Genomic DNA, 26,198 nt, shown 5'->3' with positions numbered 1-26,198 from the left:
TCGCGCTACGAAAAATCTTCCAAGTGGGCGGTGTCATTGATGCGCAAAACGCGGATGCGGCCGTCGACGATGTCGATCTCATTGATCGTGCAGGGCGCCTGTGCGATCCGCCAATAGGTCGACAGCGGCTGATCGAGGAGCTGGATCAGCAGCGCCCGATTGACGCTGTCGTGACCAACCAGCACGACGGGTTCCTCCGCTTCGATCGCATGTTCCAGAACGAAACGCAGCGCGTCGGCGGTACGCGCGACCAAGTCGTGAAGCGAATCTCCGTTAGGAAAGCGCACTTGGTCCGGCGTATCAAACCATGCCGCGAAGAGTTCGGGCGCCGCGGCCTGGATTTCGTCATGGCTGTGGCCCTGCCAGTCGCCGTAGTCGAGGTCGATGAGGCCGGGCAGAACCTCGCTCTCGACTTTGCAGGCGTCGGCGATCGAAGTGCCGGTCGCAACACAGCGGCCCATCGGGCTGGTGTAAACCCGGCGTGGCTGCCAGGTCGTCGCGATGCGTGCCGCCACCGCGGCGGCGTCGGCTCGGCCGCGCGCGGTCAGGGTGAGTTCGGCGCGGCCCCGGAAGACCGGCGGGTCGATCCCTTCGACATGGCCATGTCGGGTGAGAATGATCTTGGTCATAACGCATTGGTCCGAATTGTCCGCCGCGACATCGCGGTCGAGGGTAACCCAGCAAGCGACCGGAATCGCCAAGCCAAGAACCGCCGGCATTAGGCGCGGTCGCGACCGCCGTTTTAGCCGAGAGGCGCGGCGAAGACTATGCCTGGAAATGGTTCTGGGGGTGGCCCCGGTTCAGCAAGCGATCTCTTCGACGATGCCGCAGGGTTTGATCTCGAAGGGCTTACGAGGGTTGTCCCGATAGACATCGAAGGCCCGCTTGTCCTCGCAATGGGCCTTTGCGATGACGGTCTCCCGGCCGTCGATAACGCGCTCGACGACCTGGCTGAGGAACGAGAGCGTGCAGCCTTGTTCCTCGTCCAACTGAAGAGTCAATTCTTGTTGCCAACTCAGTGCGGCGGCGGCGCTCGCCACGGTCACGAAAAATGTGACAATGCATAATCCTCGCAACGGATTCATTCGACATCCTCGGCTTTGATATCGCTCGATGGTAATGGTACCGCGGCGACGCGCGACTGAGTTTGATCCAAGTCAATGGCGCTGCCCGCGGCAGGTGGCCTCGGTCGATGACAGCGACGACCCAAGCGGTCTATTATCGAGACCGCCGGTTAGGGAGGAAAATGGCATGGCCGAAGTTTCGCTCAAGACACACCTCAATGCGTCCGCCGATCAGGTTTGGGACGTAATCGGACATTTTAACGGGTTGCCCGCCTGGCATCCCATGATCGTCGAAAGCACGCTCGACGACGGCGGCAAGATGCGGACACTGACTTTGCCTGACGGCAGCAAGGTGGTCGAAGAGTTGCACGATTCCGACGACGGCGGGCATACCATGACCTATGCCATCGTCGATTCGCCGCTGCCGGTCGAGAATTATGTCAGCACGATCCGCGTGATCCCCGCCCAGGACGGGGTCGGCTGCACGGTCGAGTGGTCGAGCGCCTTCGACCCGTCGGGCGAGGAGGGTGCGGCGATCAACGCCATCCACGGCGTTTACCAGGCGGGCTTGGAAAATTTGACCAAGATGTTTGGGACTTGAGCCGACGGCTGGCCCGCCGGTCCGATCGAACTTGGTTGTACGGAGCCGCCGGACCGAACCCTAGTCGTAGGTACGTGTTTCCTTGACCTCGTAGTGTTCGGAAGTTCGGTCCCAGCGCTTCAGCACCTCTTGCGCCGCCGCCGGAACATAACAGCGACGATAGTCTTGACCCTGAAAGTCGATCACGCTCTGGATCGAATCGAAGGTCATGATGGTGATGAACTCGACCTCGTCCGGGTGGTCTTGGCGCAGTAATTCGATACCGCGATAGCCGGCAATGCGTTTCGCCTCGATACCGGGAAACACCTCGTCATGCAGCAGGGCCTCGTAGCGGTCGGCATTTTCCAGGGTCGTCCAGCCGTGCCAGATTCGTTTGACCGCCATGACCCTATCGCGCGTTAATCGCTAAGCCGTTCGAGGCGGTCGGAATTCAGTTCACCACGATGCGCGGCGCGACGCGGGACGGCTCGCCGGCTTCCTGGGCCACCTTATCGGCGATCCGCCCGGCGATCGTCAGATAGGCTTGGGCGTGGGCGCTTTCGGGGTTGGAAACCACGATCGGCAGGCCGGAATCGGAGGTCTCACGGATCTCGATATCGAGCGGGATTTCGCCGAGGAATTCCATGCCGAGTTTTTCGGCTTCGCGTCGGGCGCCGCCATGGGCGAAGATTTCGCTTCGCTCATTGCAGTGCGGACATATGAAATAGCTCATGTTCTCGACGATGCCGAGCACCGGAACATCGACCTTGCGGAACATGTTGAGGCCCTTGCGGGCGTCGAGCAGGGCAATATCCTGCGGAGTCGACACGATGACCGCACCGGCCAGCGGCACGCGCTGGGCCATGGTCAGTTGCGCATCGCCGGTCCCCGGCGGCATGTCGACGACGAGAATATCGAGCTCGCCCCAATCGACGTCGCGCAGCATTTGTTCGATGGCGCTCATCACCATCGGTCCGCGCCAGATCATCGGCGTGTCCTCGGCGACCAAGAAGCCCATCGACATGCATTTCAGGCCGTGATTTTCCATCGGCTGTAGGGTCTGCCCATCGGCCGAATTGGGTTTGCCGTGAATGCCCAGCATGCGCGGCATCGACGGCCCATAGATGTCGGCGTCGAGGACCCCGACCTTGAGCCCGGTCGCGGCCAGGGCCAGGGCGAGATTGGCCGCCGTCGTCGACTTGCCGACACCGCCTTTGCCGGAGGCCACGGCGACGATGGATTTGACACCCGGGACCAGCGCCTTGCCGGGGGCCTGAGCCCCGGCTTGTGGCGGCGGAGTCGCCGCGCTATCGCCGCCATTGCCCGGGCTGCTTCGGTGCGCGGTCAGGATGGCGGTCACCGATAAGACACCGGGCAGCGCCTCGATCGCCTTTTCCGCCTGCTGGCGCAGGGGCTCCAAATGGGGACCGCGTTTGGGGTCGACCTCGATCGAGAACCCGACATTGCCGTCTCTGATGACGATGCCTTTGACCATGTCCCCTGAAACGATGTCGGCTCCGCTGTCCGGGTCGACGACCGCCTTGAGGGCTTCGAGAATCTGCGCCTGGTTGACCTCGGCCATCCTTGAAAACTCCGCCTTTCGGCCAATATCGGGGTTACGACCCGTGCGTGCGGCGCGATTGGATCGATTGCACCGCAGCGACGGGTGACATATAAGGCGGCCAGCGTGGTTTGAAAAGCGCGCAGCACACGGCCAACGGCAAAGGAATACTGAATGCCTTGGACAAATCAGGGCGGCGGCAGCGGCGGCGGGGGCGGAGGTCCCTGGGGGCGCGGCCCGCAAGGCCCGACCCCGCCCAATCTCGAAGACGTTCTCCGTAAGGGCCAAGACAAGGTTCGCAGCATGCTGCCCGGCGGCTTGGGCGGCAAGGGAATCGCCGCCATCATCGGTGTCGTGCTGATCATTTGGCTGGTCCTCGGCACCTACCGCGTCGAGCCCGGCGAACAAGGCGTGGCGCTGATTTTCGGCAAGGTGTGGACGACGACGGGCCCGGGGCTGCACTGGAACTTCCCCGGACCGATCGGGAGCGTCGATACGCCCGAGGTCGAGCGCATCAATCGGGTTGAAGTCGGCCTGCGCACCAGCGGTACGGGAAGCCGGACCGGCGCCCGCCGCGACGTCACCGAGGAAAGCCTGATGCTGACCGGCGACGAGAACATCATCGACATTCAGTTCGTGGTGCTGTGGAAGATCAGCAACGCCGAGGAGTTCCTGTTCAACGTCCGCAACCCGGTCGAGACGGTCAAGGCGGTTTCGGAAAGCGCGATGCGCGAGGTTGTAGGCCGTTCCGATTTCGAGTTTGCGCGCACCCAAGGCCGCGGCGAAATCCAGGATGACGCGGAGAAATTGATCCAGGATACCCTCGACGACTACAACGCCGGCATTCTCGTCACCAGTATCGAGCTGCAAAAGGTCGACCCGCCGGGACAGGTCATCGACGCCTTCCGTGACGTCCAGGCGGCCCGCGCCGACAAGGAACGCTCGGTCAACGAAGCCCAGGCCTACCTCAACGAGGTAACCCAGAGGGCGGAAGGCGAGGCCGAACAGGTCACGCGCTCGGCGGAGGCCTACAAGGAAGAGAAGATCGCCGCATCGACCGGTGACACGGCTCGCTTCCTGTCGGTCTTCGAGCAATACAAGCGTAACCCGGACGTCATCACGCGGCGGGTCTATCTGCAGACGATGGAAAATCTGTTGAGCGGCATGGACAAGATACTGATCGACACGAAATCCGGCGGCGCGCCGGTGCCATACCTGCCGCTCGATCAGCTGATCAAACGTGACCCGCGATCAGACCAGCAAGGAGGCAGCCAATGAAACCTTGGCTCAAGCTGGCCCTAGGCATCGTGATCGTCGTGCTCGGTATCGCCACGTTCATGTCGCTCTATACCGTCAATATGCGCGAGCAGGCGCTGATCATTCAATTCGGCGAGCCGATCGACGTCGTCGAAGAACCCGGCCTTCACTTCAAATGGCCGTGGCGCAGCGTCACCTTTTTTGACAAACGCGTTCTGGACTACGATGCGCGCACGGTCGAAGTGCCGACTCGTGACCAGAAACAGTTGGTCGTCGATGCCTTTTCCCGATACCGCATCGTCAATCCGCTCAAATATTTCCAGTCGGTGCGGACGGAATCGGATGCTCATGCCCGGCTTGGCAACTTCATGGAGGCGGCGCTGAGACAAACGCTGGGCCGTGTCGGGATGTTGCGCATCCTTACCGAAGAGCGCGCCGCCTTGATGGATGAAATCGGCGATACGGTCAATCGTCAGGCGCAGGCGCTGGGCATCAATGTGATCGACGTACGCATCAAGCGCGTCGACCTGCCCGAGGCCAACAGCCAAGCCATCTTCCGCCGCATGCAGACGCAGCGCGAACAGGAGGCCCGGCGCATTCGAGCCGAGGGCAACCGCGATGCCCGCCAGATCACGGCCGAGGCCGACAAGCAAGAGCGCGTGATCATCGCCGAGGCCAAGAAGCAGGCCGAGATCCTGCGCGGTGAAGGCGACGCCGAGGCCGAACGCATCTACATCGATGCCTATGGCCAAGACGAGAAATTCTTCGATTTCTGGCGCTCGATGCAGGCCATGTCGAAAGGCTTGGCCGACGACACCACGAGCTATATCGGTTCGCCCGATGGTGACTTCTTCCGCTTTTTCGGCGATCAGACGGGGACAGGCCTGTCGCGGAGTCCACGCGCGAACGATGGCGCGCAGAGTTCCGATCGCGCGCCAACGCCCGAATAGGGATCGTGCGCGAGCGAGCCGGCGGCGCCGCCCCGACGGCACAGCCGTGCGTGCGCCGCGATGACGGATTTTATCGTTGCGATTGCCCTGATCCTCGCCATCGAGGGCGCGATTTATGCCTTGTTTCCGGATGGCATGAAACGGGTGATGATTCGGGTGCTGGATGAACCGAGTTCCACTCTCAGAACAGCCGGTATCCTGGCGGCGTTCGTGGGCGTCGCGATCGTTTGGATGATACGAGGGTGAACGTCGCTACAATCCCGCAAAATAGACATATTTGAAACATAATTAGCGACTGAAATCCTCTGCGACTGTCGGCCCGCGTGGCGGGATGGCTCCGGTGCGGCACTTTGCGCAGCGGCGTAGTCGATCCCGACGACGGGCATGCAATCGATCAACGAAACGAGATCGAATTATGAAATGGAGAGGAAGCGTGGATAAGCATTCCGTTCAATCGACCACCTCGTTCGCGGCGCGGGCGACGGTGTTGCAACAGGCGCTGCACATGAAATTGGTTGGCGTCGTTGTCGTCGTGGCCGCGCTCGTCGCGTCCGGCGCCGCCCAGGCCAAGCCCGCCCCCGAAAGCTTCGCGGAACTGGTCGACGACCTTCTGCCTGGCGTTGTCAACATCTCGACCACCCAGAAGGTCGAAGCGCGCGGACCAGAGCTGCCGCAGTTTCCTCCGGGCTCGCCCTTCGAGGATTTCTTCAAGGAATTCTTTGAGCGTCAAGGGCCCGAGGGCCCACGCCGGAATGCTCAATCCCTGGGCTCCGGTTTCATCGTCAGCGCGGATGGCTATATCGCCACCAACAATCACGTCATCGAGGACGCCGATGAAATTACGGTGATCCTGCATGATGAGACCGAGCTCGATGCCGAACTCGTTGGCCACGATCCCAAGACCGATCTGGCACTGCTCAAGGTCGACACCGAAGGCAGGACCTTGCCGTCATTGCAATGGGGCGATTCGTCGGCGACCCGGGTCGGCGACTGGGTGGTCGCGATCGGCAATCCGTTCGGTCTCGGTGGTACCGTGACCGCCGGCATCGTTTCCGCTCGCGCCCGCGACATCAACGCCGGCCCCTATGATGATTTCATCCAGACCGATGCGTCGATCAATCGTGGCAATTCGGGCGGCCCAATGTTCAACGTCGACGGCGAGATTGTCGGCATCAATACCGCGATCTTCTCGCCGTCTGGTGGCAGCATCGGGATCGGGTTTGCCATTCCCTCCAATCTCGCTCGCAACGTGATCGAACAGCTCAAGACGCACGGCCATACGCGCCGTGGCTGGCTCGGCGTGCGGATCCAGACGGTGACCGACGAAATCGCCGAAAGCCTGGGTCTCGGCGATCCGCGCGGCGCCTTGGTGGCAAGCGTCACGGGCGGTGGCCCGGCCGAGGATGCCGGGCTGCAGCAGGGCGATGTCATTCTTGCCTTCGACGGCAAGGACGTCGAGGAAATGCGCAATCTGCCGCGTATCGTCGCCGAAACGCCGATCGAGAAGTCGGTTGACGTCGTGGTCTGGCGGAAGGGCGGCGAAGAAATCGTCAAGGTCCGGGTCGGCGAGTTGGACGAGAACGAGCCGCAAGTTGCCAGCCTGCCGGAGCAGCCGGAATCGGGGGAGGCACTCGACGATCTGGGGCTTTCGCTGACCGGCATCACCGACGATGTGCGTAAGCAATTCGACCTCGGCGAAGGCCTCGATGGCGTCGTCGTGACCGACGTCGATCAAGAAAGCCCGGCCGGCGAAAAAGGCCTGCGCCCGGGCGACGTCATCATCGAGGTTGGCCAGGAGCCGGTGACCACGCCGACCGAGGTTGCCGAACGCGTCGACGAGGCCAAGGATGCCGGCCGCAAGTCGGTCCTGCTGTTGCTGCAGCGCGGCGACGATCTGCGGTTTGTCGCCATCCGCATCGACGACAAGGGCTGACCGCCGGTCGATGTCAAAGGGAAACGGCGCCCCGCGGGGCGCCGTTTTCTTTTGCGCTGACCGAATGTATCGTACCGTCGGCTAGTCGACGAACTCATCGGCGCGGAAGCCCTGAATGAAGAGGAGCGATCGCAGATCGGTATGATCGATGCGCACGGCGGCGCGCTCGGCGACGATCTTTTTGCCCTGAAAGGCGACGCCGAGCCCGGCGCGCTCGATCATGCCGAGATCGTTGGCGCCGTCTCCAACGGCCAGCGTGTCGGCGATCGAAATCCCCCGGTTGCCCGAAATCCGCAGCAACGCGTCGACTTTTCCATCGCGATTTATGATCGGCGGTATGATCTTCCCGGTTAGGCGCCCGTTCGTGAATTCCAATTCGTTGGCCTCTTCTTCGTCGAAGCCCACGGTGCGCGCGACCCGCGACGTGAAATACTTGAACGCGCCGGAAACGAGTGCGGTATAGGCCCCGCATCGGCGCATCGTGCGAACCAAGGTGCGGGCACCAGGCATCAGGATGACTTGTTGGTAGGCGGCCTCCAGCATCGTCGCCGGTAGCCCGTCGAGCATCGCCACGCGCCGCTCCAGGGCGTCGATGAAGTCGACCTCGCCCTGCATCGACTGCCATGTGATCGCCGCGACTTCGTCGCCGACACCGGCGAAAGCGGCGAGATCGTCGAGGGTCTCATTGGTGACGATCGTGGAATCCATATCGCAAATTAGAAGGTGTTTGCGGCGGGCATCGGCGGGCAGAACGGCGAAATCGATCGGACGACCGTCGACGATTTCTCGAATGACAGCCTGCGCCGCCGCGACCTCCAACCCGCTGACAGCGAGATCGACCGCCCGCTCGGGCGCAAGCCAGTCGGGCGTCGCGCCGACGGGCCGCGGACCTGAGGCCAGGGCTTCTGCGACCTCGCCGACAAGTCGCGTATCGAGCGGCAGAATCGATGGATCGGAGATCAGTGTCGCGACATGTTGCATGTGCGAAATTTCTTGTGCAGCGCAACTATAGCTTTGCGCCACGGATCCGCGCAAGCGGGTTGAGGCGGCGCCCGCATTCCGGCATGACTGAACGCAGACGGACCCGCACCGCCAAGCATGATTACCAAGCCATGGCCAACGCAGCACTGATAATAACCGGACCCACGGCAAGCGGGAAGTCGCGGCTCGCCATGGATGTGGCGGCAAAGTTCAATGGCGTCGTTGTCAATGCCGACAGCATGCAAATTTACCGCGAGCTTCGCATTCTGACGGCACGGCCGACAGCCGACGATGGTAGTCGCGTCCCGCACGAACTTTATGGCATCGCGTCGGCCGCCGAGCGATTTTCGGTCGGCGCCTGGCGCGACCGCGCGGCGGGGCGAATCGAGGCGCTGGCCGATGCCGGAAAACTCCCGATATTCTGCGGCGGCACGGGGCTCTATCTCAAATCCCTGGTCGACGGTCTGGCACCGATTCCGGCGATCCCGAGCGACGTCCAAGAACGGACCCGTGATCTTTTCGACCGCCTCGGCGGCCCGGCGTTCCATGCCCGCCTGGCGGAACGGGATCCCGCCGCGGCGGCGCGCATCCGGCCCCAAGATGGTCAACGCTTGCGGCGCGCCTGGGACGTCCTTGAGGCGACCGGACGGTCGATCGTTGCATGGCGGAAAGCGACGCCCCGGTCGAGATCCGATACGGACTTCCGCACGATCCTCGTGACGCCGCCGCGGGCCGAGCTCTACGCCGCCTGCGACGCCCGCTTTGACGCCATGATCGCGACCGGGGCGGTGGACGAGGTTGCCGGTTTGGCAGCGATGGCTCTCGACGACGGGCTGCCGGCAATGAAAGCCCTGGGTGTCAAGGACTTGCGGCGCTATGTCGCCGGCGAGGTCGACCTCGATACCGCCGTTGCCGAGGCCAAGAAATCGACCCGCCGTTTCGCCAAGCGTCAACTGACCTGGTTCCGCCACCAACTGGAGCCGGACTTGGTCATTAATGAGCAATATTCGGAAAGTTTGCAGCCAAAAATCTTTTCATTTATTCGCGAGTTTCTGTTGACCATGGATAGGTAAAGGTCTACCTATGCGCCTTCGCACGCGCAGCAAAGGCTTGCGAAACCTGGATGGCCGGCCCGTTTCGGCGCCGGCCTCCGATTTCTATGCCCGAGGAATGGAACGATGGCGACAGCAGAGATGAACGGGTCCCAGATTGTGTTGAAAGCCCTGGTCGACCAGGGAGTCGATACGATTTTCGGCTATCCCGGCGGCGCTGTTCTGCCGATCTATGACGAGCTGTTTAAGCAAAACTCGATCCGCCACATCCTGGTCCGTCAAGAAGGCGGCGCGGTCCACGCGGCAGAGGGCTATGCGCGCTCGACCGGCAAGGTGGGTGTCGTCCTTGTTACGTCGGGTCCCGGCGCAACCAACGCGGTAACCGGCCTCACCGACGCGCTGATGGATTCGATTCCGATCGTCTGCTTGACCGGGCAGGTGCCGACCCACCTGATCGGCAACGACGCCTTTCAGGAGGCCGACACCACCGGCATTACCCGGCCGTGCACCAAGCACAATTACTTGATCAAACGGGTCGACGACTGCTCGCGGATCGTGCACGAAGCCTTTTATGTGGCGAAAGGCGGCCGCCCCGGGCCGGTCGTTGTCGATCTGCCCAAGGATATTCTGATGGGGAGCGGTCGCCCGCAAGCTCTCGAGCAAATCCAGCACAAGAGCTATCGGCCGCGGGTCAAGGGCGATATCGATGAGATTAGAAAGGCGGTCGACCTGATCCGTTCGGCCAAGCGCCCAATCTTCTATTGCGGCGGCGGCGTCATCAACTCGGGTCCCGCGGCGTCACAATTGCTGAACGAATTCGTTCACCTCACCGGCTATCCGATTACCTTGACCCTGATGGGGCTCGGCGCGTTTCCGGCCTCGGATCCGCAACATCTCGGCATGTTGGGCATGCACGGAACGCTGGAAGCCAATCTGGCGATGCACGGCTGCGACGTGATGATCAACATCGGCGCCCGCTTCGACGACCGGGTCACCGGCCGCCTCGCAGCGTTCTCTCCCGGCTCGAAAAAGATCCACGTCGATATCGACCCGTCTTCGATCAACAAAAACATTTCCGTCGACTGCGCCATCATCGGCGATGTCGGCCACGTGTTGGAGGACATGATCAAGGTGTGGAAGTCGAGCCAGGTACGGCCCGACGGGGAGGCATTGGCGTCGTGGTGGAAGTCGATCGAGGAGTGGCGCGCGCAGGACTGCCTGAAATACCGGCAGGACGGCGACATAATCAAACCGCAATACGCACTGCAGCGGCTCTACGAGCTGACCAAGGATCGCGAGACCTTCATCACGACCGAGGTCGGGCAGCACCAGATGTGGGCGGCGCAGTTCTATAAATTCGAGAAGCCGAACCGGTGGATGACCTCCGGCGGGCTCGGCACCATGGGCTACGGTCTACCGGCGGCGATGGGAGTCCAGGTCGCCCATCCGGATGCCCTGGTCATCGATGTTGCCGGTGAGGCCTCTGTGCTGATGAACATTCAGGAGATGTCGACGATCGCCCAGTACCGGTTGCCGGTGAAGGTTTTCATCCTCAACAACGAATACATGGGCATGGTCCGCCAGTGGCAGGAATTGCTGCATGGCGGACGGTATTCGGAAAGCTATATGGATTCGTTGCCGGATTTCGTGAAGCTGGCGGAATCGTTTCATGCCGTCGGCCTGCGGGCCGAAAAACCGGATCAGGTCGATGACGTGATCAAGGAGATGATCGAAACCGACCGTGCCGTGATCGCCGACATCATGATCGACAAGGAAGAGAACTGCTTCCCCATGATTCCGTCCGGCGCGGCGCACAATGAAATCCTGCTCGGCCCCAGCGACAAGGCTGAAAAGCCGGTCTCGGAAGAGGGCATGGTCCTGGTCTAGCGGCCTGGACCCCGGGATCGGCGGCGCGGTCTGCCGCGCCCGTCAGCGGCACGCGTGAGGGAGCACGACAGGTGGATACGAAAATAGAACGGCATACGATTTCGGTGCTTGTGGAAAATGAGCCCGGCGTGCTCGCCCGGGTCATCGGCCTGTTCTCGGGGCGCGGCTACAACATCGAAAGCCTGACCGTCGCCGAGGTCGATGCCCGCCGGCACCTGTCGCGGATCACCATCGTGACCTCCGGAACGCCGATGATCATCGAGCAGATCAAGGCCCAGCTCGACCGCTTGGTGCCGATCCACGCGGTCAGCGATCTCACTGCCGAGGGGCCCCACATCGAGCGAGAATTGGCGTTGATCAAGGTCGCGGGAAGCGGCGAAAAACGGGTCGAGTCCTTGCGTATCGCCGATATCTTCCGCGCCCGGGTGGTCGATAGCACGACCGCTTCGTTCGTCTTCGAGATGACCGGAGCGACCGACAAACTCGACGCCTTCGTCAAGCTCATGGAGCCGCTGGGCCTAGTCGACGTATGCCGGACAGGGGTCGTCGCCATCTCTCGCGGTCCGAACCCGCAAAATGGATCCGGCTAGGAGCCGGGCAAGAAATACTCACCATAAGGAGGCGCCAAAATATGCGCGTTTATTATGACCGCGACGCGGACGTCAATCTGGTCAAATCGAAAAAAGTGGCGATCGTCGGCTACGGCAGCCAGGGGCACGCCCACGCGATGAATTTGCGTGACAGCGGCCTCGCCGAAATCGTCGTCGCCTTGCGCCAGGATTCCTCGACCCGCGCCAAGGCGGAAGCTGCCGGTTTTCAGGTGATGACCGCCGGCGAGGCGGCTGCGTGGGCGGATGTCGTGATGATGCTGGCACCCGATGAATTGCAGGCCAATCTCTACAAAGACGATCTCCGGGACAATTTGCGCGAGGGTGCGGCCATGGCCGTCGCTCACGGTCTCAGCATCCACTTTGCGTTGATCGAGCCGCGCTCCGACCTCGATGTTTTCATGGTCGCACCCAAGGGGCCGGGACACACCGTGCGATCGGAATACCAGCGCGGCGGCGGCGTGCCTTGCCTGATGGCGATCGCCCAAGATTCGACTGGCAGTGCTCATGATCTGGCACTGTCCTACGCCTCGGCGATCGGCGGCGGACGAGCCGGGATCATCGAGACCACGTTCCGCGAGGAATGCGAGACCGATCTGTTCGGCGAACAGGTGGTGCTGTGCGGCGGCCTCACCTCGTTGATCCAGTCCGGATACGAGACACTGGTCGAAGCGGGATACGCGCCCGAGATGGCCTATTTCGAGTGCCTGCACGAGGTCAAGCTGATCGTCGACCTGATGTATGAGGGCGGGATCGCAAACATGCGCTATTCGATCTCCAACACCGCCGAGTATGGCGATTACACCAGCGGGCCGCGCATCATTACCGATGAAACGCGCGCCGAAATGCGGCGTGTTCTCGATGATATCCAGTCGGGCCGGTTTACCCGCAACTGGGTCCAGGAATGCCAGGCCGGCCAGCCGAGTTTCAAGGCCATGCGCCGCCGCGCGGCCGAACATCCGATCGAGGAGGTCGGCGAACGCCTCCGCGGCATGATGCCGTGGATCAGCGAAAAGGCGCTGGTTGACAAGACTAAGAATTAGGCGGTCGGAATCGTCGGCGGGGCGCTTGCGAATACTTTGATCGCGGGCGACGTGGCCTGCGATGGCCTCATTGCGGTCGCCAAACCGCATGTTTGGTGACGAAAAGTTAAAAAAAATCGCATTGAGTCCCGTTAAATACTTGCGATGACTAGGCAAAACGGCGTAGACATGAGCGAGTCAAGCCTCTGATGGGCTTGATATTGTGTTCGATGTCCCTGGCAACCCCAATATAAGGTAGCTATGGACGGAGGCAGGCAGCGGAAATGAGCGCACGGATCAAACGCGCATTAACACGGTCTACACGTCCAGCGACGGACGTTGAGACGGTGCGTGTAAATTCGGCCTGCCTTGACGCGCTTCTTCTTCGTAGCGGCGCGGGGCTTCGACTTATTCGCCCCTGAACAATGGCCAAGCCCGTTGGGCTGCCCGTTCAGGGGAAGATTGCGAATAGTCGAAGTATGAACCCGTCAAGCGCGAAAGGATGAATGACATGACGGACACGACCGCGAACGATTACGTCACCATATTCGACACGACGTTGCGTGACGGCGAGCAATCGCCCGGCGCGTCGATGAATCTTCACGAAAAGCTGAAGATTGCCGAAATCCTCCAGGAAATGCGGGTCGACGTCATCGAGGCCGGATTTCCGATCGCTTCGAACGGCGATTTCGAAGCCGTGACCGAGGTCGCCAAGCTGCTCAAGAATTCAAAGGTCTGCGGCTTGGCGCGGGCGTCAAAGAAGGATATCGACCGCGCTTGGGAGGCCCTCCATCATGCCGACCAGGCGCGGATCCATACTTTCCTGTCGACCAGTCCGCTGCACATGAAATTCAAGCTGCAGATGGAACCGGAAGCGGTGCACCAGGCGGTGATCGATAGTGTCACCCATGCCCGCAATCTCTGCGACGACGTTGAGTGGTCGCCCGAGGACGGCTCGCGCACCGAAAGCGACTTCCTCTGTCGCTGTGTCGAAAGCGCGATCAAGGCCGGTGCCACGACAATCAACATTCCCGACACCGTCGGATATGCCGTGCCGGGCGAGTTCGCGGCCTTGATCGCCAAGCTTTTCGACCGCGTTCCGAATATCGACAAGGCGACGATTTCGGTTCACTGCCACAACGATCTCGGCTTGGCGGTGGCCAATTCGTTAGCCGCCGTCGATATCGGCGCACGGCAGGTCGAGTGCACGATCAACGGGCTTGGCGAACGGGCCGGCAATGCCGCGCTCGAGGAAATCGTCATGGCGCTGCGGACCCGCAACGATGCGATGCCGTATCAGACTGGCCTTCAAACCCAGCATATCACCCGGGCCTCCCACCTGGTTTCGACGATCACCGGATTCCCGGTCCAGCCCAACAAGGCGATCGTCGGTGCCAATGCGTTCGCCCACGAATCGGGCATTCACCAGGATGGTGTCCTCAAGCACGCCCAAACATACGAGATCATGACCCCGGAATCGGTCGGACTGACGAAGTCTACGCTGGTCATGGGTAAGCACTCCGGCCGCCATGCATTCAAGGCCAAGCTCGAGGAATTGGGCTATCAATTGGGCCAGAACGCTGTCGAAGATGCGTTTCAGCGCTTCAAGGATCTCGCCGACAAGAAGAAGGATGTCTATGACGAGGACATCGTGGCGCTGGTCGACGACGAGGTCATTCGGGACCGCGAGAGAATCCGCTTCGTGTCACTCCACGTCGTATGTGGTTCGACGGGCCCGCAGACGGCCGACTTGCAGCTCGAAATCGACGGTGAGGTCAAGCAAACGACGGCCACCGGCGATGGCCCGGTCGATGCCATTTTCCGGGCGATCCGCAACCTGAGCCCGCACGACGCGCGGCTGCAACTCTATCAGGTTCACGCCGTTACCGGTGGCACCGACGCGCAGGCGGAGGTCACCGTGCGCCTTGAAGAGGGCGGCAAGACCGTCAACGGTCAGGGCGCGGATACCGATACACTGGTCGCTTCGGCGCGCGCCTATCTGCACGCGCTCAACAAGTTGCTGACCAAACGCGAGAAGACGGCACCGGCGGCGCTCAGCGCATGATGGTGGCGTCGAACCTTGAAACCGGCGACGGGCCGGGCCGATAGCCCGGCCCCCGCCGACCAGACACGGGGGTAGCTGACGAGACAATGATATTCACCGGATTGATGGGAATGCTGTCCGCCGATATGGCAATCGACCTCGGCACCGCAAACACGCTAGTCTACGTCCGTGGCCGCGGGATTGTACTGAACGAACCGTCGGTGGTCGCCATGGCCGACCGCAAGGGACGCAAGCAAGTCATCGCGGTCGGCGACGAGGCCAAGATGATGCTGGGCCGTACGCCGGGGGACATCACCGCGATCCGGCCGCTCCGCGATGGCGTGATCGCGGATTTTCAGGTCGCTGAGGATATGATCAAGGCATTCATCCGCAAGGTGCACAACCGGCGCAGCTTCGCTCGTCCGCAGGTCATCGTCTGCGTTCCCTCGGGGTCGACCGCTGTCGAGCGGCGGGCGATTCAGGAATCGGCCGAAAGCGCCGGTGCGCGCCGGGTCTACCTGATCGAAGAGCCGATGGCGGCGGCGATCGGTGCGGGGCTTCCGGTGACCGAGCCGACCGGCTCGATGATTGTCGATATCGGCGGCGGCACGACCGAGGTCGCGGTGCTGTCTCTCGGCGGTATCGTCTACTCGCGCTCGGTACGGGTCGGCGGCGACAAGATGGACGAAGCCATTATCGCCTATATTCGCCGCAACCATAATCTGCTCGTCGGCGAAAGCAGCGCCGAGCGGATCAAGAAGGAAATCGGCAGCGCCTGTCCGCCCGAGGATGGGGAAGGCCGGGTGCTCGAGATCAAAGGCCGTGACCTGATGAACGGCGTGCCCAAGGAACTGGTCATCAGCGAGCGCCAAATCGCGGAAAGCCTGGCCGAGCCTGTCGGTGCGATCATCGAATCGGTCAAGGTCGCGCTCGAGCATACGGCGCCGGAGTTGGCCGCCGACATCGTCGACAAGGGCATCGTGCTAACCGGCGGCGGCGCGCTGCTCGGCAATCTCGATTACGTGCTGCGCCATGCCACCGGGCTGCCGGTGTCGATCGCCGACGACCCGCTGTCCTGCGTCGCGCTCGGCACCGGGCGTTGCTTGGAGGAAATGAAAACGCTCAACAATGTTTTGACGACGGCTTATTGATCGCTGTCGGTGGGTTATGAAGCGGAGACGTGCGCCAAGCTCAGAAAAATAGCGACAGGCTAATGACGTGAAACGACGCGGCGCCTCCGTTGCCCGACTTGCTCACCCGGCCAAGATTTGGGTGCAACGCATTCTGCTGATGCTGATGGTCGGAACGGCGGTCGGGCTCATTCTTATCGCGGACAAGGAAAAGGCGTTGGTCGAAGAGCTTCGGACGACCGCCACCGATGCCTTCGCGCCGGTTCTCGAAATCGTTTCGGCACCGGTCGAAACCGCCACCGAAGCCTTTGAATCGCTTGGCCAATTGGCCTCGCTGCAGGGCGAGAATTCACGCCTCCGCGCGGAGAATGAGCGGCTCTTGAAGTGGGAAGCCGTGGCCCGGCGTTTGGAGGCGGAGAATCGCGCCTTCCGTTCCATGCTCAACTTCGTACCCGAGCAAGCGTTTCGCTATATTTCGGCCCGCGTCATTGCCGATTCGAGCGGCGCCTTCGTGCGCTCCATGCTGCTCGACGCAGGTGCTCGTGACGGCATCGGGAAGGGCCAGGCGGCGATCAGCGGCGAAGGCCTCGTCGGGCGCGTGGCGGAGGTCGGCGACAACACCGCTCGGGTGCTGCTCGTCACCGACCTCAACAGCCGTATTCCGGTTCGGCTCGAGACGAGCCGGGATCGCGGTATGCTGGCCGGCGACAACAGCGATCGCCCGCGGCTGATCTATTTGCCGCCAAATGCGCGCGTTGTCGACGGCGACCGCATCGTCACTTCCGGCGATGGCGGCGTGTTTCCGCCCGGGCTTGCGGTAGGGACCGTGGGCGGGCTCGAGGATGGCGTGATTCGAATCGATCCCTTCGTCAATTGGAACCGGCTTGAATACGTCAGGGTCATCGACCTCAATCCGTTGGGCATCGTCGGACGCGACCGCCGCCGCTCGATTCTCAATATCGAATAGGACCGGTCGCGATGCTGGGGCGGATGAACTTCTTCGCTTTGGCGGTCATGCCTTTCATCCTGACCGTCGCCCTGGTTCTCGTCGGCATCGCCCAATGGCCGCTGCCGAGCCCGGTATCGACACCGCCGCAATTCGGTCTCATCGCGGTTTTCTATTGGGCGATCCATCGGCCCGGTGTCTTGCCGGTGGTCGCGGTATTCGTCATCGGCCTGATTCAGGACACCTTGGGCGGCGACCCGATCGGGCTAAACGCGCTGATATACCTTTTCGCCTACTCCATCCTGCGCGCCAACGGCCACCGTTTCGAAGACAAATCGTTCTTCGTCGAGTGGGCGGCCTTCGCGGCGACGGCGGCGGCGGCGGTATTCTTGACCTGGATCGTCATGTCGCTTCGCGCCGAAGCGTTCCTCGGGCTCGGCCCGGCGCTGACCCGTTTTGCCCTCGATCTTGCAGTCTACCCTATTTTTGCCTGGATTTTCGGTTTGATTCGCCGTGGGATGGTGAATTGACATGGCAAAAAAGAAGAAACAGAAGAAGGTCGTCGACCGCGCGAAGCTGTTCAATCGCCGGGCCCTTCTCTTGGGCGGGACCCAATTGGGGCTGCTCTCGCTTCTGGTTGGCCGGCTCTATTACCTTCAAGTCGTCGATTCGAACAAATACGTCGTCCTGGCCGAGGAGAACCGGGTCAATCTCCGCTTGCTGGCGCCACCCCGTGGCCGCATTTACGACCGCTATGGCGTTGAAATCGCCAGCAACCGGCAAAACTACCGGGTCATCCTGGTCGTCGAGCAGGCGCGCGACGTACGCAAGCTGCTCAAGGATCTGTCGGGCATCATCGACATCAGCGAGAAGGACCACTGGCGCGTCCTTCGCGACGCGGCCAGAAAGCGCGCCTTTGTTCCGATCCTGGTGCGCGAGAACCTGTCCTGGAAAGAAGTGTCGCGGATCGAGGTCAACGCGCCGGACTTGCCCGGCGTCACGATCGAGGAAGGGCAGCGCCGCTTCTATCCCTACTCCAACAGCGCCGGGCATATCCTCGGCTATGTCGCGGCGGTGTCCGAAGCCGAGCAGACCGGGGATCCGCTCCTGCAGCTGCCGGATTTCCAAATCGGCAAGAACGGCATCGAGCGCGCCCACGACAACCTGTTTCGCGGCAAGGCCGGCGCCAGCCAGATCGAAGTCAATGCGGTCGGCCGCGTCATCCGCGAGTTGAAGCGAGACGAAGGAACGCCGGGCTACGACATCGACCTGACCCTCGATATGGGGCTGCAGCAATACACGTACTATCGGCTCGGTGACGAAAGCGCCGCCGCCGTGGTCATGGACATCCATACCGGCGAATTACTGGCGATGGCGTCGAGCCCGAGCTTCGATCCCAACGATTTCGCCGACGGAATCGACGCCAAGACGTGGAAGGGATTGCTCGACAACAAGAAGGCGCCGCTGACCAACAAGACGATCGCCGGTCAGTACGCGCCGGGATCGACGTTCAAGATGGTCGTCACCCTTGCGGGGCTCGAGTCGGGCATCATCAAGCCTTCCCATGCGGTGACCTGCTATGGCTCGACCAGTATAGGCCGGGCCAAGTTCCACTGCTGGAAGCGCGGTGGACACGGCACCATGAACCTGCACAACGGGATCAAGCAGTCCTGCGACGTCTTCTTCTACGACGTCGCGCGCAAAGTCGGCCTCGACAGGATCGCGGAAATGGCCAATCGGCTGGGCATCGGCGTTCCGCTGCCGCTGGGATTGCGCGGCGAGAAGAAGGGCTTCATGCCGACCCGGGAATGGAAACAGGCCCAGTTTGGCGAGCGGTGGCAGCATGGCGAGACCCTGGTCGCCGGCATCGGTCAGGGCTTTATCCTGGCCACGCCCCTGCAGCTCGCGGTGATGACGGCGCGAATCGTCAACGGCGGCAAGGCGGTCATGCCGCAATTGCTGCGGCGGCAGATCGGCCCCGACGGCTCGGGCGCACCGATCGCGACCGACTACCCCGATATCGGAATCTCGCAGGCGTCGCGCGATGCCGCGATCCGCGGCATGATCGGTGTCGTCAACGAGCCCCGCGGCACCGCGGGGCGGTCGCGCATCACCGAGGAGGGCATGGAGATGGGCGGCAAGACCGGCACCTCGCAGGTCCGCCGCATCAGTAAGGCGGAACGCGCGACGGGTGTGGTCAAGAACAAGGACAAACCGTGGGAGGAGCGCGACCACGCGCTGTTTATCGGCTTCGCCCCGATCCACGATCCCCGCTATGCCTGCGCCGTCATCGTTGAGCATGGCGGCGGCGGGTCGCGGGCGGCGGCGCCGATCGCCAAGGACGTGCTGCTCGAAACCCAGCGCCGCGATCCGTCGCGGACCAGTCCGTTGTCGAGCCTGGCGCTTGCCGCGCCGATCGGGCAGGACGGCTAGGCGATGACGCACTATTCGCGCCACGACGGTGCCCGCATCGGCTTGGCGCAGCGCATGCTCCAGGTCAATTGGACGCTGGTCGTGCTGATCTGCCTGACCGCGTCGATCGGTTTCATCATGCTCTATTCCGCCGCCGGCGGCAATTTCGAGCCCTGGGCGACACGGCAGATGGTGCGATTCGGGATCGGCATTCTCGGCATGCTGTTCGTGGCGATGATCGATATCCGCATTTGGATGAAGCTGGCCTATGTCGCTTTCGGGGTTTCGCTGGTCCTGCTCGCCGCGGTCGAGTTCGCCGGCACCGGCGCCGGCGGTGCCCAGCGCTGGATCAGCCTCGGGCTCTTCAACCTGCAGCCGTCGGAGCTGGTGAAGATCGCCATGGTGCTGGCGCTCGCCCGCTATTTCCACGGCCGCAGCCATGAGCAGATCGGCAACCCGCTTTACCTGGTCGTGCCGCTGCTCATCGTGTTCGTGCCGGCGGCGCTGGTCATGAAACAGCCCGATCTTGGAACCGCCGTGCTCATGGTCGCCGTCGGCGGCGCCATCTTCTTCCTCGCCGGCGTACGAATCTGGAAGTTCATCCTGGTCGTTCTCGGGGCGCTGGCCGCCATTCCGATCGGCTGGCAATACCTCCACGCCTATCAGCGCCAGCGCATCCTGACCTTCCTCGACCCCGAGCAGGATCCGCTCGGCAGCGGCTACCATATTCTGCAATCGCAGATCGCGCTCGGCTCCGGCGGCCTGTTCGGAAAGGGCTACATGCAGGGCACCCAGGCCAACCTGAATTTCCTGCCGGAAAAGCAGACCGACTTCATCTTCACCATGCTGTCGGAGGAGTTCGGCTTCGTGGGCGCGTTGACGCTGATCGGGCTCTATCTGCTGTTGCTCATCTACGGTTATGCCATCGCCCTGCGCAGTCGCAGCCAGTACGGACGGCTGGTGGCGCTCGGCATCACTTCGACCTTCTTCCTCTATATCTTCATCAATGTGGCCATGGTGATGGGGCTGATCCCGGTCGTCGGCGTGCCGCTGCCGCTCGTCTCCTATGGCGGCACCGCGCTGTTGGCCTTGCTGTTCGGCTTCGGCCTGCTGCTCAACGTTTACGTCTACCGCGACATTCGGCTGGCCCGGACGACCGAAGACTGAGGCCGCGGCGAAGCGGCGGCCGGCGCGACACGGGCGCGGGCGTCGGCCACCAGCGGCCTTGATTCCCCGGTCGCGCGGGGCCAAATGCTCGACAGCGCGCGCCGTCTTTGCTATACGGCGCGCTCATCTCACGGGCGATTAGCTCAGTTGGTAGAGCAGCTGACTCTTAATCAGCGGGTCCGGGGTTCGAGTCCCCGATCGCCCCCCAAGTTTTTCAATTAAATTACAATAGTTTATTCACATACTACGGAAGGGCATTCGAGATGGTGCTTATCCGGGTAGCATTGGGGTAGCACAATCCCCATATTACGGCGTATGAGAAACAACGATTACTGTGCTCCCTTGGCGAGCCTTCCGAAGCATATTCCTCAACTCAATGAGAAACACGAGCAGTTCGGCGCCGAGTATCTAGACACCGGGAGCGCAGCCGAAGCTGCCCGGCGGGTGGGGTATAGTCCATCCTATGGGCGTCAACTCAAGATGCGGGATGACATACGCGCCGCTATCCTCATCGCTTCTCGAAAAGAGTTTGAGGCGGGAGCCGCACCGGCAGTACGCACGATTATCGACTTGGCGCAACATGGGCGTAGCGAGAAGGTGCGACTAGACGCAGCCAAATATCTTGCGGACCGCGTATTTGGTCGACCTACCGCACGTGTCCAAACAACAATACCCGTCGCCGAACTGGGCATCGATGAGATTCGGCAGGAAATTCGAGAGCTAGCAGAGGAACTTGGTCTCACCGACATGATCGATGTTACACCGGATCGAACACCCACTAACGTCGTTAGCAAGGAAGATGGCGCTGAGATAGGCACTTAGCCCCACATCGCACGAACAAAACCGACGCCCATCAAACTTGTCGTTTGCTCGCAATTGAAAGTCGGCTTAGCCGTACCGAGGATTGACCGACTTGCGCCGAGACCGAACTTCTAGCGAGTTGGGTTCTTGGTTGGCTCGGTACCAATAGCCTTCGTTTGCAAGCATCATATCTCCTCTATTCCGGGCATCGACCAGTGAGAGCATGTGCTTGTGCTCGTAGAGCGTCAATTCTTTAGGCAAGGTACTGGAATGGTTTGGGTAGCTGGCGCAGATGGTTGCAAGAAAGGCTGGTTCAGAGTTTCGCGGGATACCGAGACAGCAGAGCTACGCTTTCACATCATAGAACAAGCAAATGGTTTGTTGGAAGTCCTTCCGCGGCCTTCTGTCTTAACGTTGGATATTCCAATCGGTTTGCCTGATGCGGGACAGCGTGACTGTGATAGGCAAGCGCGGAAATGCCTAGGCCCGCCTCGGCAAAGCAGTGTGTTTCCCACTCCAATTCGACCTGCGCTAAGAGCTACGAATCGCGAAGAAGCATCACGTATTACGGAAGTCCGAGACGGCCGAAGGGTGGGAGTTCAATCCTGGGCACTCTATGAAAAAATCTGTGAAGTGGACAAACTTTTACAGTCGAGTGCAGAAGCTAGAAAACGGATTCGAGAGGTGCACCCGGAAGTCTGTTTTTGGTCGTGGGCGGGGGGACGTCCGATGTCTGCTGGGAAGAAAACGCTGGTGGGTAGGGCAATGAGATGCAAACTCGCGGAGGAGTGGCTCGGCTCGCGGGTGCTCGAATTGGGCCGCGGTAGTCACTTGAAGAAGCACGTTGCAGATGACGATATCTTGGATGCAATTGCTGCCCTTTGGACAGCCAACCGAATAGCGCATCGTGAAGCTCAAACACTTCCCAAAGATCCACCGTTGGACGCAACGGGTCTCCCAATGGAGATGGTCTACTAAGGGCGTGACCTTCGGCCTCAATGTCTGGTTGTTGACCCCTGGTGGTCGCCACGGAACATATCGTGCCATTTCGCCTTTGTGCCATAACCCCACTGACAACCAACTTTGCTCAATGTTAGCTTGGTCAGATTTCATCGCTCGGGGATACGCTATGTCTAAGATCACGCGGGAAGCAGAATACAAGCATGTCCAATCCTTCGGAACGTGGGCAAACGCCTTCTATTACGGTGCGCCCGCCATGTCGCTGCTTGCAGGTTTGTATTTTCTGGATGTAGGCACGGAGTAGTGGACTCCAGTGCTACTTGTGTATGGTGTCGTAGCAATTGGAAATTGTGTCGCGTATGGGTTCCAGTCGGCAAATATGCAGATAATTACAATTTCCGATTATTGGGAGGAGAAGCTGAACGATAATGAATTTCATTGACAGATCATGTTTTCATACAGCTTTCTCGTGATTCGGGTCCTTCTAGCAAGTCTTTATTCGGCCAGACTCGGACAAACGCGGACCGCCTGAGCAACGTTCGCTTTGCGGGGTAGACTGGTCTTATCAGGGCGAGACCGGAGATCGCGCTCGAACGTCCGTTAGTAGCCACAAGGAGACCCTGGCAGTCCAACTTGTCCCGCTCTTGCCTCTATCGAGGACAGCAACGTGGCATTCAGTCAGGGACGGCCTGCAATTTCTTTTCGTCGATCACTGCTGCCACGGCGATGCCGAGGATCGCCAGGGCCGTCGCTAGCCAATAGGCATGGCTCATACCGGCGGCGAAAGCCTTGCTCATCCCGGCTTGAGCCACACCGGCGGTCTCGGCGTTCATGATTGCGGTCGCACCGGCCACGCCGAGTGCGCCGGTGCACAAGTGGGCCATGAACGACAGCCCGCCCGCGACGCCGGCACGCGAGGGCGGAACCGCACTCACGGCAGCCGTGCCGGCCGTGCCGACGCACAGGGTGGCGCCTAGCCCCATCAGGATCATGGCGGGCAGAATTGCGAAGTAGCCCCAGGACGGCATGAAGAAGACAATCGTAGCCGCGCCGAGAGCGACCAAGGCATAGCCCGCGAGCAGCAGGCGCCTGGGTCCGATCGGGTCATACAAGCGCCCACCAAGAACTGATCCCACAGACAGCAGCACCATCAACGGCAGCATGCCGAACGAGGCAGCCAGCACCGACCAGCCCATCGTCTTCTGCAGGTATTGCGGAAAATACAGGAAGGCGATGAAGAGGGCGGGGACCAGCAGCCCATTTGTCGACAAGATCAGCACGAACTCGCGGTTCCGCATTAGGCTCGGCGGTACCAGAGGGGCCTTGACGCGGGGTTCGACAAACGGGAACGCGACGAACAAAACCGCGCTCAAGACGAGCAGGCCGACAAGTGCGGGCGATGTCCAGCCCCAGTCGGCTCCGACATCCAGACCGTAAAGCAGCGCCAAGAGCGCGAAACCCAGGACCGCCATGCCAGCGATGTCGATGCGTTTGTCAGTCTTGCCCGGCGATTCCTTTCTCAAGAAGCGGAGCACCAGAGCCGCGGTCAGCACCGCCATCAATGTGTTCACCAGGAAAAACAGCCGCCAATCGCCGATCCAGGTCACTACACCGGCGATGAGCGGTCCGGCCACGTTGCCGCCCGTGACCCCGGCCAGGATGAGCCCCATTGCCAGGCCGCGCTTGTCCTCGTCCACGCTCGTCGTGCCGAGCGCCAGGATACACGGCCAGAGGAGCGCCGCGCCGATACCCTGCACGGCACGTGACCCGATGAGCCAGCCGATAGAAGGCGCCGCAAGACAGCCTATGGAAGCGATCAGAAAGATGGTGAGGCCGACCAGAATCTGGCGCCTGTGCCCGTAGATATCGCCCAACCGGCCCCCGCTAACTATGAAGATCCCGAAAGTCAGGGCGTAAATGTTCAACACCCATTGCGTGGTCGTAATGTCGACCGAAAAGTCCCGCTCGATAGGCGTGACCAGAAGCAAAACGCCGGTGAAGTCCGTGCCGATCGTGAGCGCGGCAATCATCAAGGTCGTGATCGTCAGTTTTGTATCTTTACCCATCGAACCCCCCGCAACTCACGTCGGACACGGCTCATGCCACGGGCGGAAACACTTCCAAAACGCCCTGCAGGGTCAATCAGAAGGTGTCACGAACCCATGATGCCAACCGTGGGAGGACGACCTCATCTGGTCAAGCGGAATGACTGTAACGGGTCAAAGTCGGACGTTTGAATTAGTCGCATCCGACTTCCGCTTTACTCCAACGAGAGGACATTTAAGCTAAGTTGCTGTCTCGGTTCAGTTGTAATTCTGAAGCCCGAAAGCTTCGAGTTACGAGTAATGAACTTACCGAAACAGAATAGGCCATCATCGGGCCAATTCTTCCAAATGAACTATGCTGTTTGCCGCACGTTGATGACCAGCGAATGTCAAACAGTGACTATCTCGTCATTGTGAAACTGGACTCCGTTAGCCGGCGGCTTTGTGTCTATGAGAGTACTTCTAAAATTAATAGGAGGATCATGGCGCGGTTTCTGCAGTTTAGATAAGAAGTCGGCCACGCCCTGAAGTATGCTGCTGGCGAGTCAGTCAATCGATTTCCTATCCGTGATTTGGGGATTTGGCCGCCGTATATTAGCGGCACGCTACCCATGCGCTACCCCAAACCCACTATCCAACCGCAAACGATTGATTGAGCATCACAAATTGAGCAAGACTCGCTGATTGATGATCAGGTGGCCCGGTCCAAGCACAAATAACCAGGCGCAGAACGGATTCGTCTTTGCGCCCACACCGGTACGCTTTCGAAGGCACCCCTACCCCAGGGTTTTGGTATTGGATACGGGGTTTTGGTGTGACCATAATCGCGGCCGGTCAATCTTCGAGAGTTCCTATTACCCTCCCACGCTTCCAACCCAATGCTTGCGAATTTATGCTGCCCGATTTGTCAACCTGCTATCGGTAAATGCGTAGATATCATCGGCGGACTCTGCCAAGCCAAGCGCAACGAGGGCGTCCAGGGCTTCTCGAACGGCGGGACCCTTGCGGCCCTTGAACAACCGGGCAATGTCGCGAACTTCCACTATACCACCGTGATCGGCCAATACATCCCTTATGACAGCGATTCGTTCGGGAAGTTCTTTGGGCAGCGTACGAGCAGCATCTTGGGCAGTGATCGGGGAGGCGACGACCATTTCCTCTTGGACCCGCTCTGGTGCGCGCTCTTTGCCGTAGTTCGGGTCCTGGAATTCAGGCCGAAGCCAACGTATGAGGCCACGGGCTTCTTCTGCTGCACGCTCGGCGTTCAAATTTACCAGATTTTCGAGAATGTCATTCTCGCCTATGTCATGTGCCCAGCCATAGGCATCGAAGGTCGCATCATCAATCTCGTTGTGGATCTCTCTCAACACGCCGACCAGTCCGCGATCGAAAATATCGCGCTCCTTATCAGTTAGGGTGCCAGTGCCCATTCGTTCGATCTGGCGCACGCGTTCGAGAACATTGTAAAGGCGGGTTATGGTGAGATCGTTGTGTTGGATGAGCACCTCTTTACGATGTCGATCCAGCCGCTCGCCCAAACCAGTCAGTTGAGCGCTTATACCCCTGCTCAGGATCGGAAAGGGAAACTTGTCGAAACAGTGGGATTTCTGGTAGCGAGGCCTATCTTCCAGCGTGCCACCAATTGCCAAAGACCATATTATACCAAGTCTCTGTGAGTGGGACTCATATAGGGGCTTTCCGGAACGGTGTTTTTCTGATTCAAGATGGCAAACGGATGGAGGTTTGCCATGGGTTCTCCGGTTTCACTTCGAGACGATTTTGGTGCGGCCGGACTTCG

24 protein-coding genes and 1 tRNA gene are annotated in these 26,198 nt (G+C 60.8%); 18 read left to right on the top strand and 7 right to left on the bottom strand.

Features of this window, described 5'->3' with window-relative positions:
• Positions 1–5: 5 nt before the first annotated feature.
• Both GY791_13015 and GY791_13010 read right to left on the bottom strand, forming a co-directional pair.
• Positions 6–629 carry a histidine phosphatase family protein gene (locus GY791_13015; protein ID MCP4329346.1) on the bottom strand — a complete coding sequence of 208 codons (624 nt, stop codon included), beginning with the start codon at positions 627–629 and terminating at the stop codon, positions 6–8.
• 171 nt (positions 630–800) lie between these two features.
• Entirely contained in the window at positions 801–1,085 is a 285-nt protein-coding gene (locus GY791_13010) for a hypothetical protein (protein ID MCP4329345.1), read from the bottom strand.
• Positions 1,086–1,251: 166 nt separating this feature from the next.
• Between GY791_13010 and GY791_13005 the strand changes: the two genes are divergently transcribed.
• Positions 1,252–1,665, top strand: coding sequence for an SRPBCC family protein (locus GY791_13005; protein MCP4329344.1), 414 nt, complete (start codon positions 1,252–1,254; stop codon positions 1,663–1,665).
• A gap of 60 nt (positions 1,666–1,725) precedes the next feature.
• On the opposite strand, the gene GY791_13000 is transcribed toward GY791_13005, so the two are convergent.
• Complete coding sequence (locus tag GY791_13000) at positions 1,726–2,049, bottom strand: antibiotic biosynthesis monooxygenase (protein MCP4329343.1); 324 nt, start codon at positions 2,047–2,049, stop codon at positions 1,726–1,728.
• 46 nt (positions 2,050–2,095) lie between these two features.
• Complete coding sequence (apbC, locus tag GY791_12995; GenBank protein ID MCP4329342.1) at positions 2,096–3,226, bottom strand: iron-sulfur cluster carrier protein ApbC; 1,131 nt, start codon at positions 3,224–3,226, stop codon at positions 2,096–2,098.
• A gap of 153 nt (positions 3,227–3,379) precedes the next feature.
• On the opposite strand from apbC, the gene hflK reads away from it, so the two are divergent.
• The 4 genes from hflK to GY791_12975 all read left to right on the top strand — a co-directional run bounded on the left by hflK (position 3,380) and on the right by GY791_12975 (position 7,345).
• On the top strand, positions 3,380–4,483 hold the full coding sequence (gene hflK / locus GY791_12990) for an FtsH protease activity modulator HflK (GenBank protein ID MCP4329341.1): 1,104 nt from the start codon (positions 3,380–3,382) through the stop codon (positions 4,481–4,483).
• Positions 4,480–5,412 carry a protease modulator HflC gene (locus tag GY791_12985; GenBank protein ID MCP4329340.1) on the top strand — a complete coding sequence of 311 codons (933 nt, stop codon included), beginning with the start codon at positions 4,480–4,482 and terminating at the stop codon, positions 5,410–5,412. Before hflK ends, GY791_12985 begins: the two co-directional genes overlap by 4 nt.
• Before the next feature lie 60 nt (positions 5,413–5,472).
• Positions 5,473–5,658: a DUF2065 domain-containing protein gene (locus tag GY791_12980; GenBank protein ID MCP4329339.1), complete on the top strand. Its 186-nt coding sequence runs from the start codon at positions 5,473–5,475 to the stop codon at positions 5,656–5,658.
• Positions 5,659–5,917: 259 nt separating this feature from the next.
• On the top strand, positions 5,918–7,345 hold the full coding sequence (locus tag GY791_12975; protein ID MCP4329338.1) for a DegQ family serine endoprotease: 1,428 nt from the start codon (positions 5,918–5,920) through the stop codon (positions 7,343–7,345).
• A gap of 81 nt (positions 7,346–7,426) precedes the next feature.
• On the opposite strand, the gene serB is transcribed toward GY791_12975, so the two are convergent.
• The gene (gene serB / locus GY791_12970) at positions 7,427–8,326 is read right to left on the bottom strand and encodes a phosphoserine phosphatase SerB (GenBank protein ID MCP4329337.1); all 900 of its coding nucleotides are present in this window, start codon (positions 8,324–8,326) and stop codon (positions 7,427–7,429) included.
• 131 nt (positions 8,327–8,457) lie between these two features.
• On the opposite strand from serB, the gene miaA reads away from it, so the two are divergent.
• From miaA to GY791_12905, 13 genes are all read left to right on the top strand, one after another.
• Positions 8,458–9,399 (top strand): tRNA (adenosine(37)-N6)-dimethylallyltransferase MiaA, encoded by a 942-nt coding sequence (gene miaA, locus GY791_12965; GenBank protein ID MCP4329336.1) that lies wholly within the window; start codon positions 8,458–8,460, stop codon positions 9,397–9,399.
• Between the two features lie 105 nt (positions 9,400–9,504).
• Entirely contained in the window at positions 9,505–11,265 is a 1,761-nt protein-coding gene (locus GY791_12960) for an acetolactate synthase 3 large subunit (GenBank protein ID MCP4329335.1), read from the top strand.
• Positions 11,266–11,336: 71 nt separating this feature from the next.
• The gene (gene ilvN, locus GY791_12955) at positions 11,337–11,855 is read left to right on the top strand and encodes an acetolactate synthase small subunit (GenBank protein ID MCP4329334.1); all 519 of its coding nucleotides are present in this window, start codon (positions 11,337–11,339) and stop codon (positions 11,853–11,855) included.
• A 41-nt stretch (positions 11,856–11,896) separates the two neighbouring features.
• Positions 11,897–12,916 (top strand): ketol-acid reductoisomerase, encoded by a 1,020-nt coding sequence (gene ilvC, locus GY791_12950; protein ID MCP4329333.1) that lies wholly within the window; start codon positions 11,897–11,899, stop codon positions 12,914–12,916.
• Positions 12,917–13,406: 490 nt separating this feature from the next.
• Positions 13,407–14,960: a 2-isopropylmalate synthase gene (locus GY791_12945; GenBank protein ID MCP4329332.1), complete on the top strand. Its 1,554-nt coding sequence runs from the start codon at positions 13,407–13,409 to the stop codon at positions 14,958–14,960.
• An 89-nt stretch (positions 14,961–15,049) separates the two neighbouring features.
• Positions 15,050–16,090, top strand: a complete 1,041-nt coding sequence (locus GY791_12940) for a rod shape-determining protein (protein ID MCP4329331.1) — start codon at positions 15,050–15,052, stop codon at positions 16,088–16,090.
• Positions 16,091–16,157: 67 nt separating this feature from the next.
• The gene (mreC, locus tag GY791_12935; protein MCP4329330.1) at positions 16,158–17,036 is read left to right on the top strand and encodes a rod shape-determining protein MreC; all 879 of its coding nucleotides are present in this window, start codon (positions 16,158–16,160) and stop codon (positions 17,034–17,036) included.
• Between the two features lie 11 nt (positions 17,037–17,047).
• Complete coding sequence (gene mreD, locus GY791_12930; protein ID MCP4329329.1) at positions 17,048–17,545, top strand: rod shape-determining protein MreD; 498 nt, start codon at positions 17,048–17,050, stop codon at positions 17,543–17,545.
• A gap of 1 nt (position 17,546) precedes the next feature.
• A complete protein-coding gene (mrdA, locus tag GY791_12925; GenBank protein ID MCP4329328.1) occupies positions 17,547–19,448 on the top strand; it encodes a penicillin-binding protein 2 in 1,902 nt (633 codons plus the stop codon).
• Between the two features lie 3 nt (positions 19,449–19,451).
• Positions 19,452–20,594, top strand: a complete 1,143-nt coding sequence (rodA, locus tag GY791_12920) for a rod shape-determining protein RodA (GenBank protein ID MCP4329327.1) — start codon at positions 19,452–19,454, stop codon at positions 20,592–20,594.
• A gap of 132 nt (positions 20,595–20,726) precedes the next feature.
• Positions 20,727–20,802, top strand: a tRNA-Lys gene (locus GY791_12915).
• A 134-nt stretch (positions 20,803–20,936) separates the two neighbouring features.
• Complete coding sequence (locus GY791_12910; protein MCP4329326.1) at positions 20,937–21,416, top strand: hypothetical protein; 480 nt, start codon at positions 20,937–20,939, stop codon at positions 21,414–21,416.
• A 249-nt stretch (positions 21,417–21,665) separates the two neighbouring features.
• A complete protein-coding gene (locus GY791_12905) occupies positions 21,666–22,373 on the top strand; it encodes a DUF429 domain-containing protein (GenBank protein MCP4329325.1) in 708 nt (235 codons plus the stop codon).
• Positions 22,374–23,029: 656 nt separating this feature from the next.
• On the opposite strand, the gene GY791_12900 is transcribed toward GY791_12905, so the two are convergent.
• Both GY791_12900 and GY791_12895 read right to left on the bottom strand, forming a co-directional pair.
• On the bottom strand, positions 23,030–24,421 hold the full coding sequence (locus GY791_12900) for an MFS transporter (GenBank protein MCP4329324.1): 1,392 nt from the start codon (positions 24,419–24,421) through the stop codon (positions 23,030–23,032).
• Positions 24,422–25,290: 869 nt separating this feature from the next.
• Positions 25,291–26,049, bottom strand: a complete 759-nt coding sequence (locus GY791_12895; GenBank protein ID MCP4329323.1) for a hypothetical protein — start codon at positions 26,047–26,049, stop codon at positions 25,291–25,293.
• Positions 26,050–26,198: the final 149 nt, after the last annotated feature.

The organism is Alphaproteobacteria bacterium (assembly GCA_024244705.1).
In the GTDB taxonomy this organism is placed as follows: domain Bacteria; phylum Pseudomonadota; class Alphaproteobacteria; order JAAEOK01; family JAAEOK01; genus JAAEOK01.
The sequence above is the reverse complement of the archived record's forward strand: the minus strand, read 5'-3'. Positions and strand labels throughout refer to the sequence as shown.

What these genes read in the sequence shown, in the direction of transcription:
- miaA (MCP4329336.1), top strand. Translation starts at nt 8,458, where the DNA reads ATGGCCAACGCAGCACTGATAATAACCGGACCCACGGCAAGCGGGAAG.
- GY791_13010 (MCP4329345.1), bottom strand. Translation starts at nt 1,085, where the DNA reads ATGAATCCGTTGCGAGGATTATGCATTGTCACATTTTTCGTGACCGTG.
- GY791_13015 (MCP4329346.1), bottom strand. Translation starts at nt 629, where the DNA reads ATGACCAAGATCATTCTCACCCGACATGGCCATGTCGAAGGGATCGAC.
- GY791_12980 (MCP4329339.1), top strand. Translation starts at nt 5,473, where the DNA reads ATGACGGATTTTATCGTTGCGATTGCCCTGATCCTCGCCATCGAGGGC.
- GY791_12960 (MCP4329335.1), top strand. Translation starts at nt 9,505, where the DNA reads ATGGCGACAGCAGAGATGAACGGGTCCCAGATTGTGTTGAAAGCCCTG.
- GY791_12905 (MCP4329325.1), top strand. Translation starts at nt 21,666, where the DNA reads ATGGTTTGGGTAGCTGGCGCAGATGGTTGCAAGAAAGGCTGGTTCAGA.
- hflK (MCP4329341.1), top strand. Translation starts at nt 3,380, where the DNA reads ATGCCTTGGACAAATCAGGGCGGCGGCAGCGGCGGCGGGGGCGGAGGT.
- mrdA (MCP4329328.1), top strand. Translation starts at nt 17,547, where the DNA reads ATGGCAAAAAAGAAGAAACAGAAGAAGGTCGTCGACCGCGCGAAGCTG.
- apbC (MCP4329342.1), bottom strand. Translation starts at nt 3,226, where the DNA reads ATGGCCGAGGTCAACCAGGCGCAGATTCTCGAAGCCCTCAAGGCGGTC.
- GY791_12975 (MCP4329338.1), top strand. Translation starts at nt 5,918, where the DNA reads ATGAAATTGGTTGGCGTCGTTGTCGTCGTGGCCGCGCTCGTCGCGTCC.
- GY791_12945 (MCP4329332.1), top strand. Translation starts at nt 13,407, where the DNA reads ATGACGGACACGACCGCGAACGATTACGTCACCATATTCGACACGACG.
- GY791_12985 (MCP4329340.1), top strand. Translation starts at nt 4,480, where the DNA reads ATGAAACCTTGGCTCAAGCTGGCCCTAGGCATCGTGATCGTCGTGCTC.
- mreD (MCP4329329.1), top strand. Translation starts at nt 17,048, where the DNA reads ATGCTGGGGCGGATGAACTTCTTCGCTTTGGCGGTCATGCCTTTCATC.
- ilvC (MCP4329333.1), top strand. Translation starts at nt 11,897, where the DNA reads ATGCGCGTTTATTATGACCGCGACGCGGACGTCAATCTGGTCAAATCG.
- serB (MCP4329337.1), bottom strand. Translation starts at nt 8,326, where the DNA reads ATGCAACATGTCGCGACACTGATCTCCGATCCATCGATTCTGCCGCTC.
- GY791_13005 (MCP4329344.1), top strand. Translation starts at nt 1,252, where the DNA reads ATGGCCGAAGTTTCGCTCAAGACACACCTCAATGCGTCCGCCGATCAG.
- GY791_12900 (MCP4329324.1), bottom strand. Translation starts at nt 24,421, where the DNA reads ATGGGTAAAGATACAAAACTGACGATCACGACCTTGATGATTGCCGCG.
- rodA (MCP4329327.1), top strand. Translation starts at nt 19,452, where the DNA reads ATGACGCACTATTCGCGCCACGACGGTGCCCGCATCGGCTTGGCGCAG.
- GY791_13000 (MCP4329343.1), bottom strand. Translation starts at nt 2,049, where the DNA reads ATGGCGGTCAAACGAATCTGGCACGGCTGGACGACCCTGGAAAATGCC.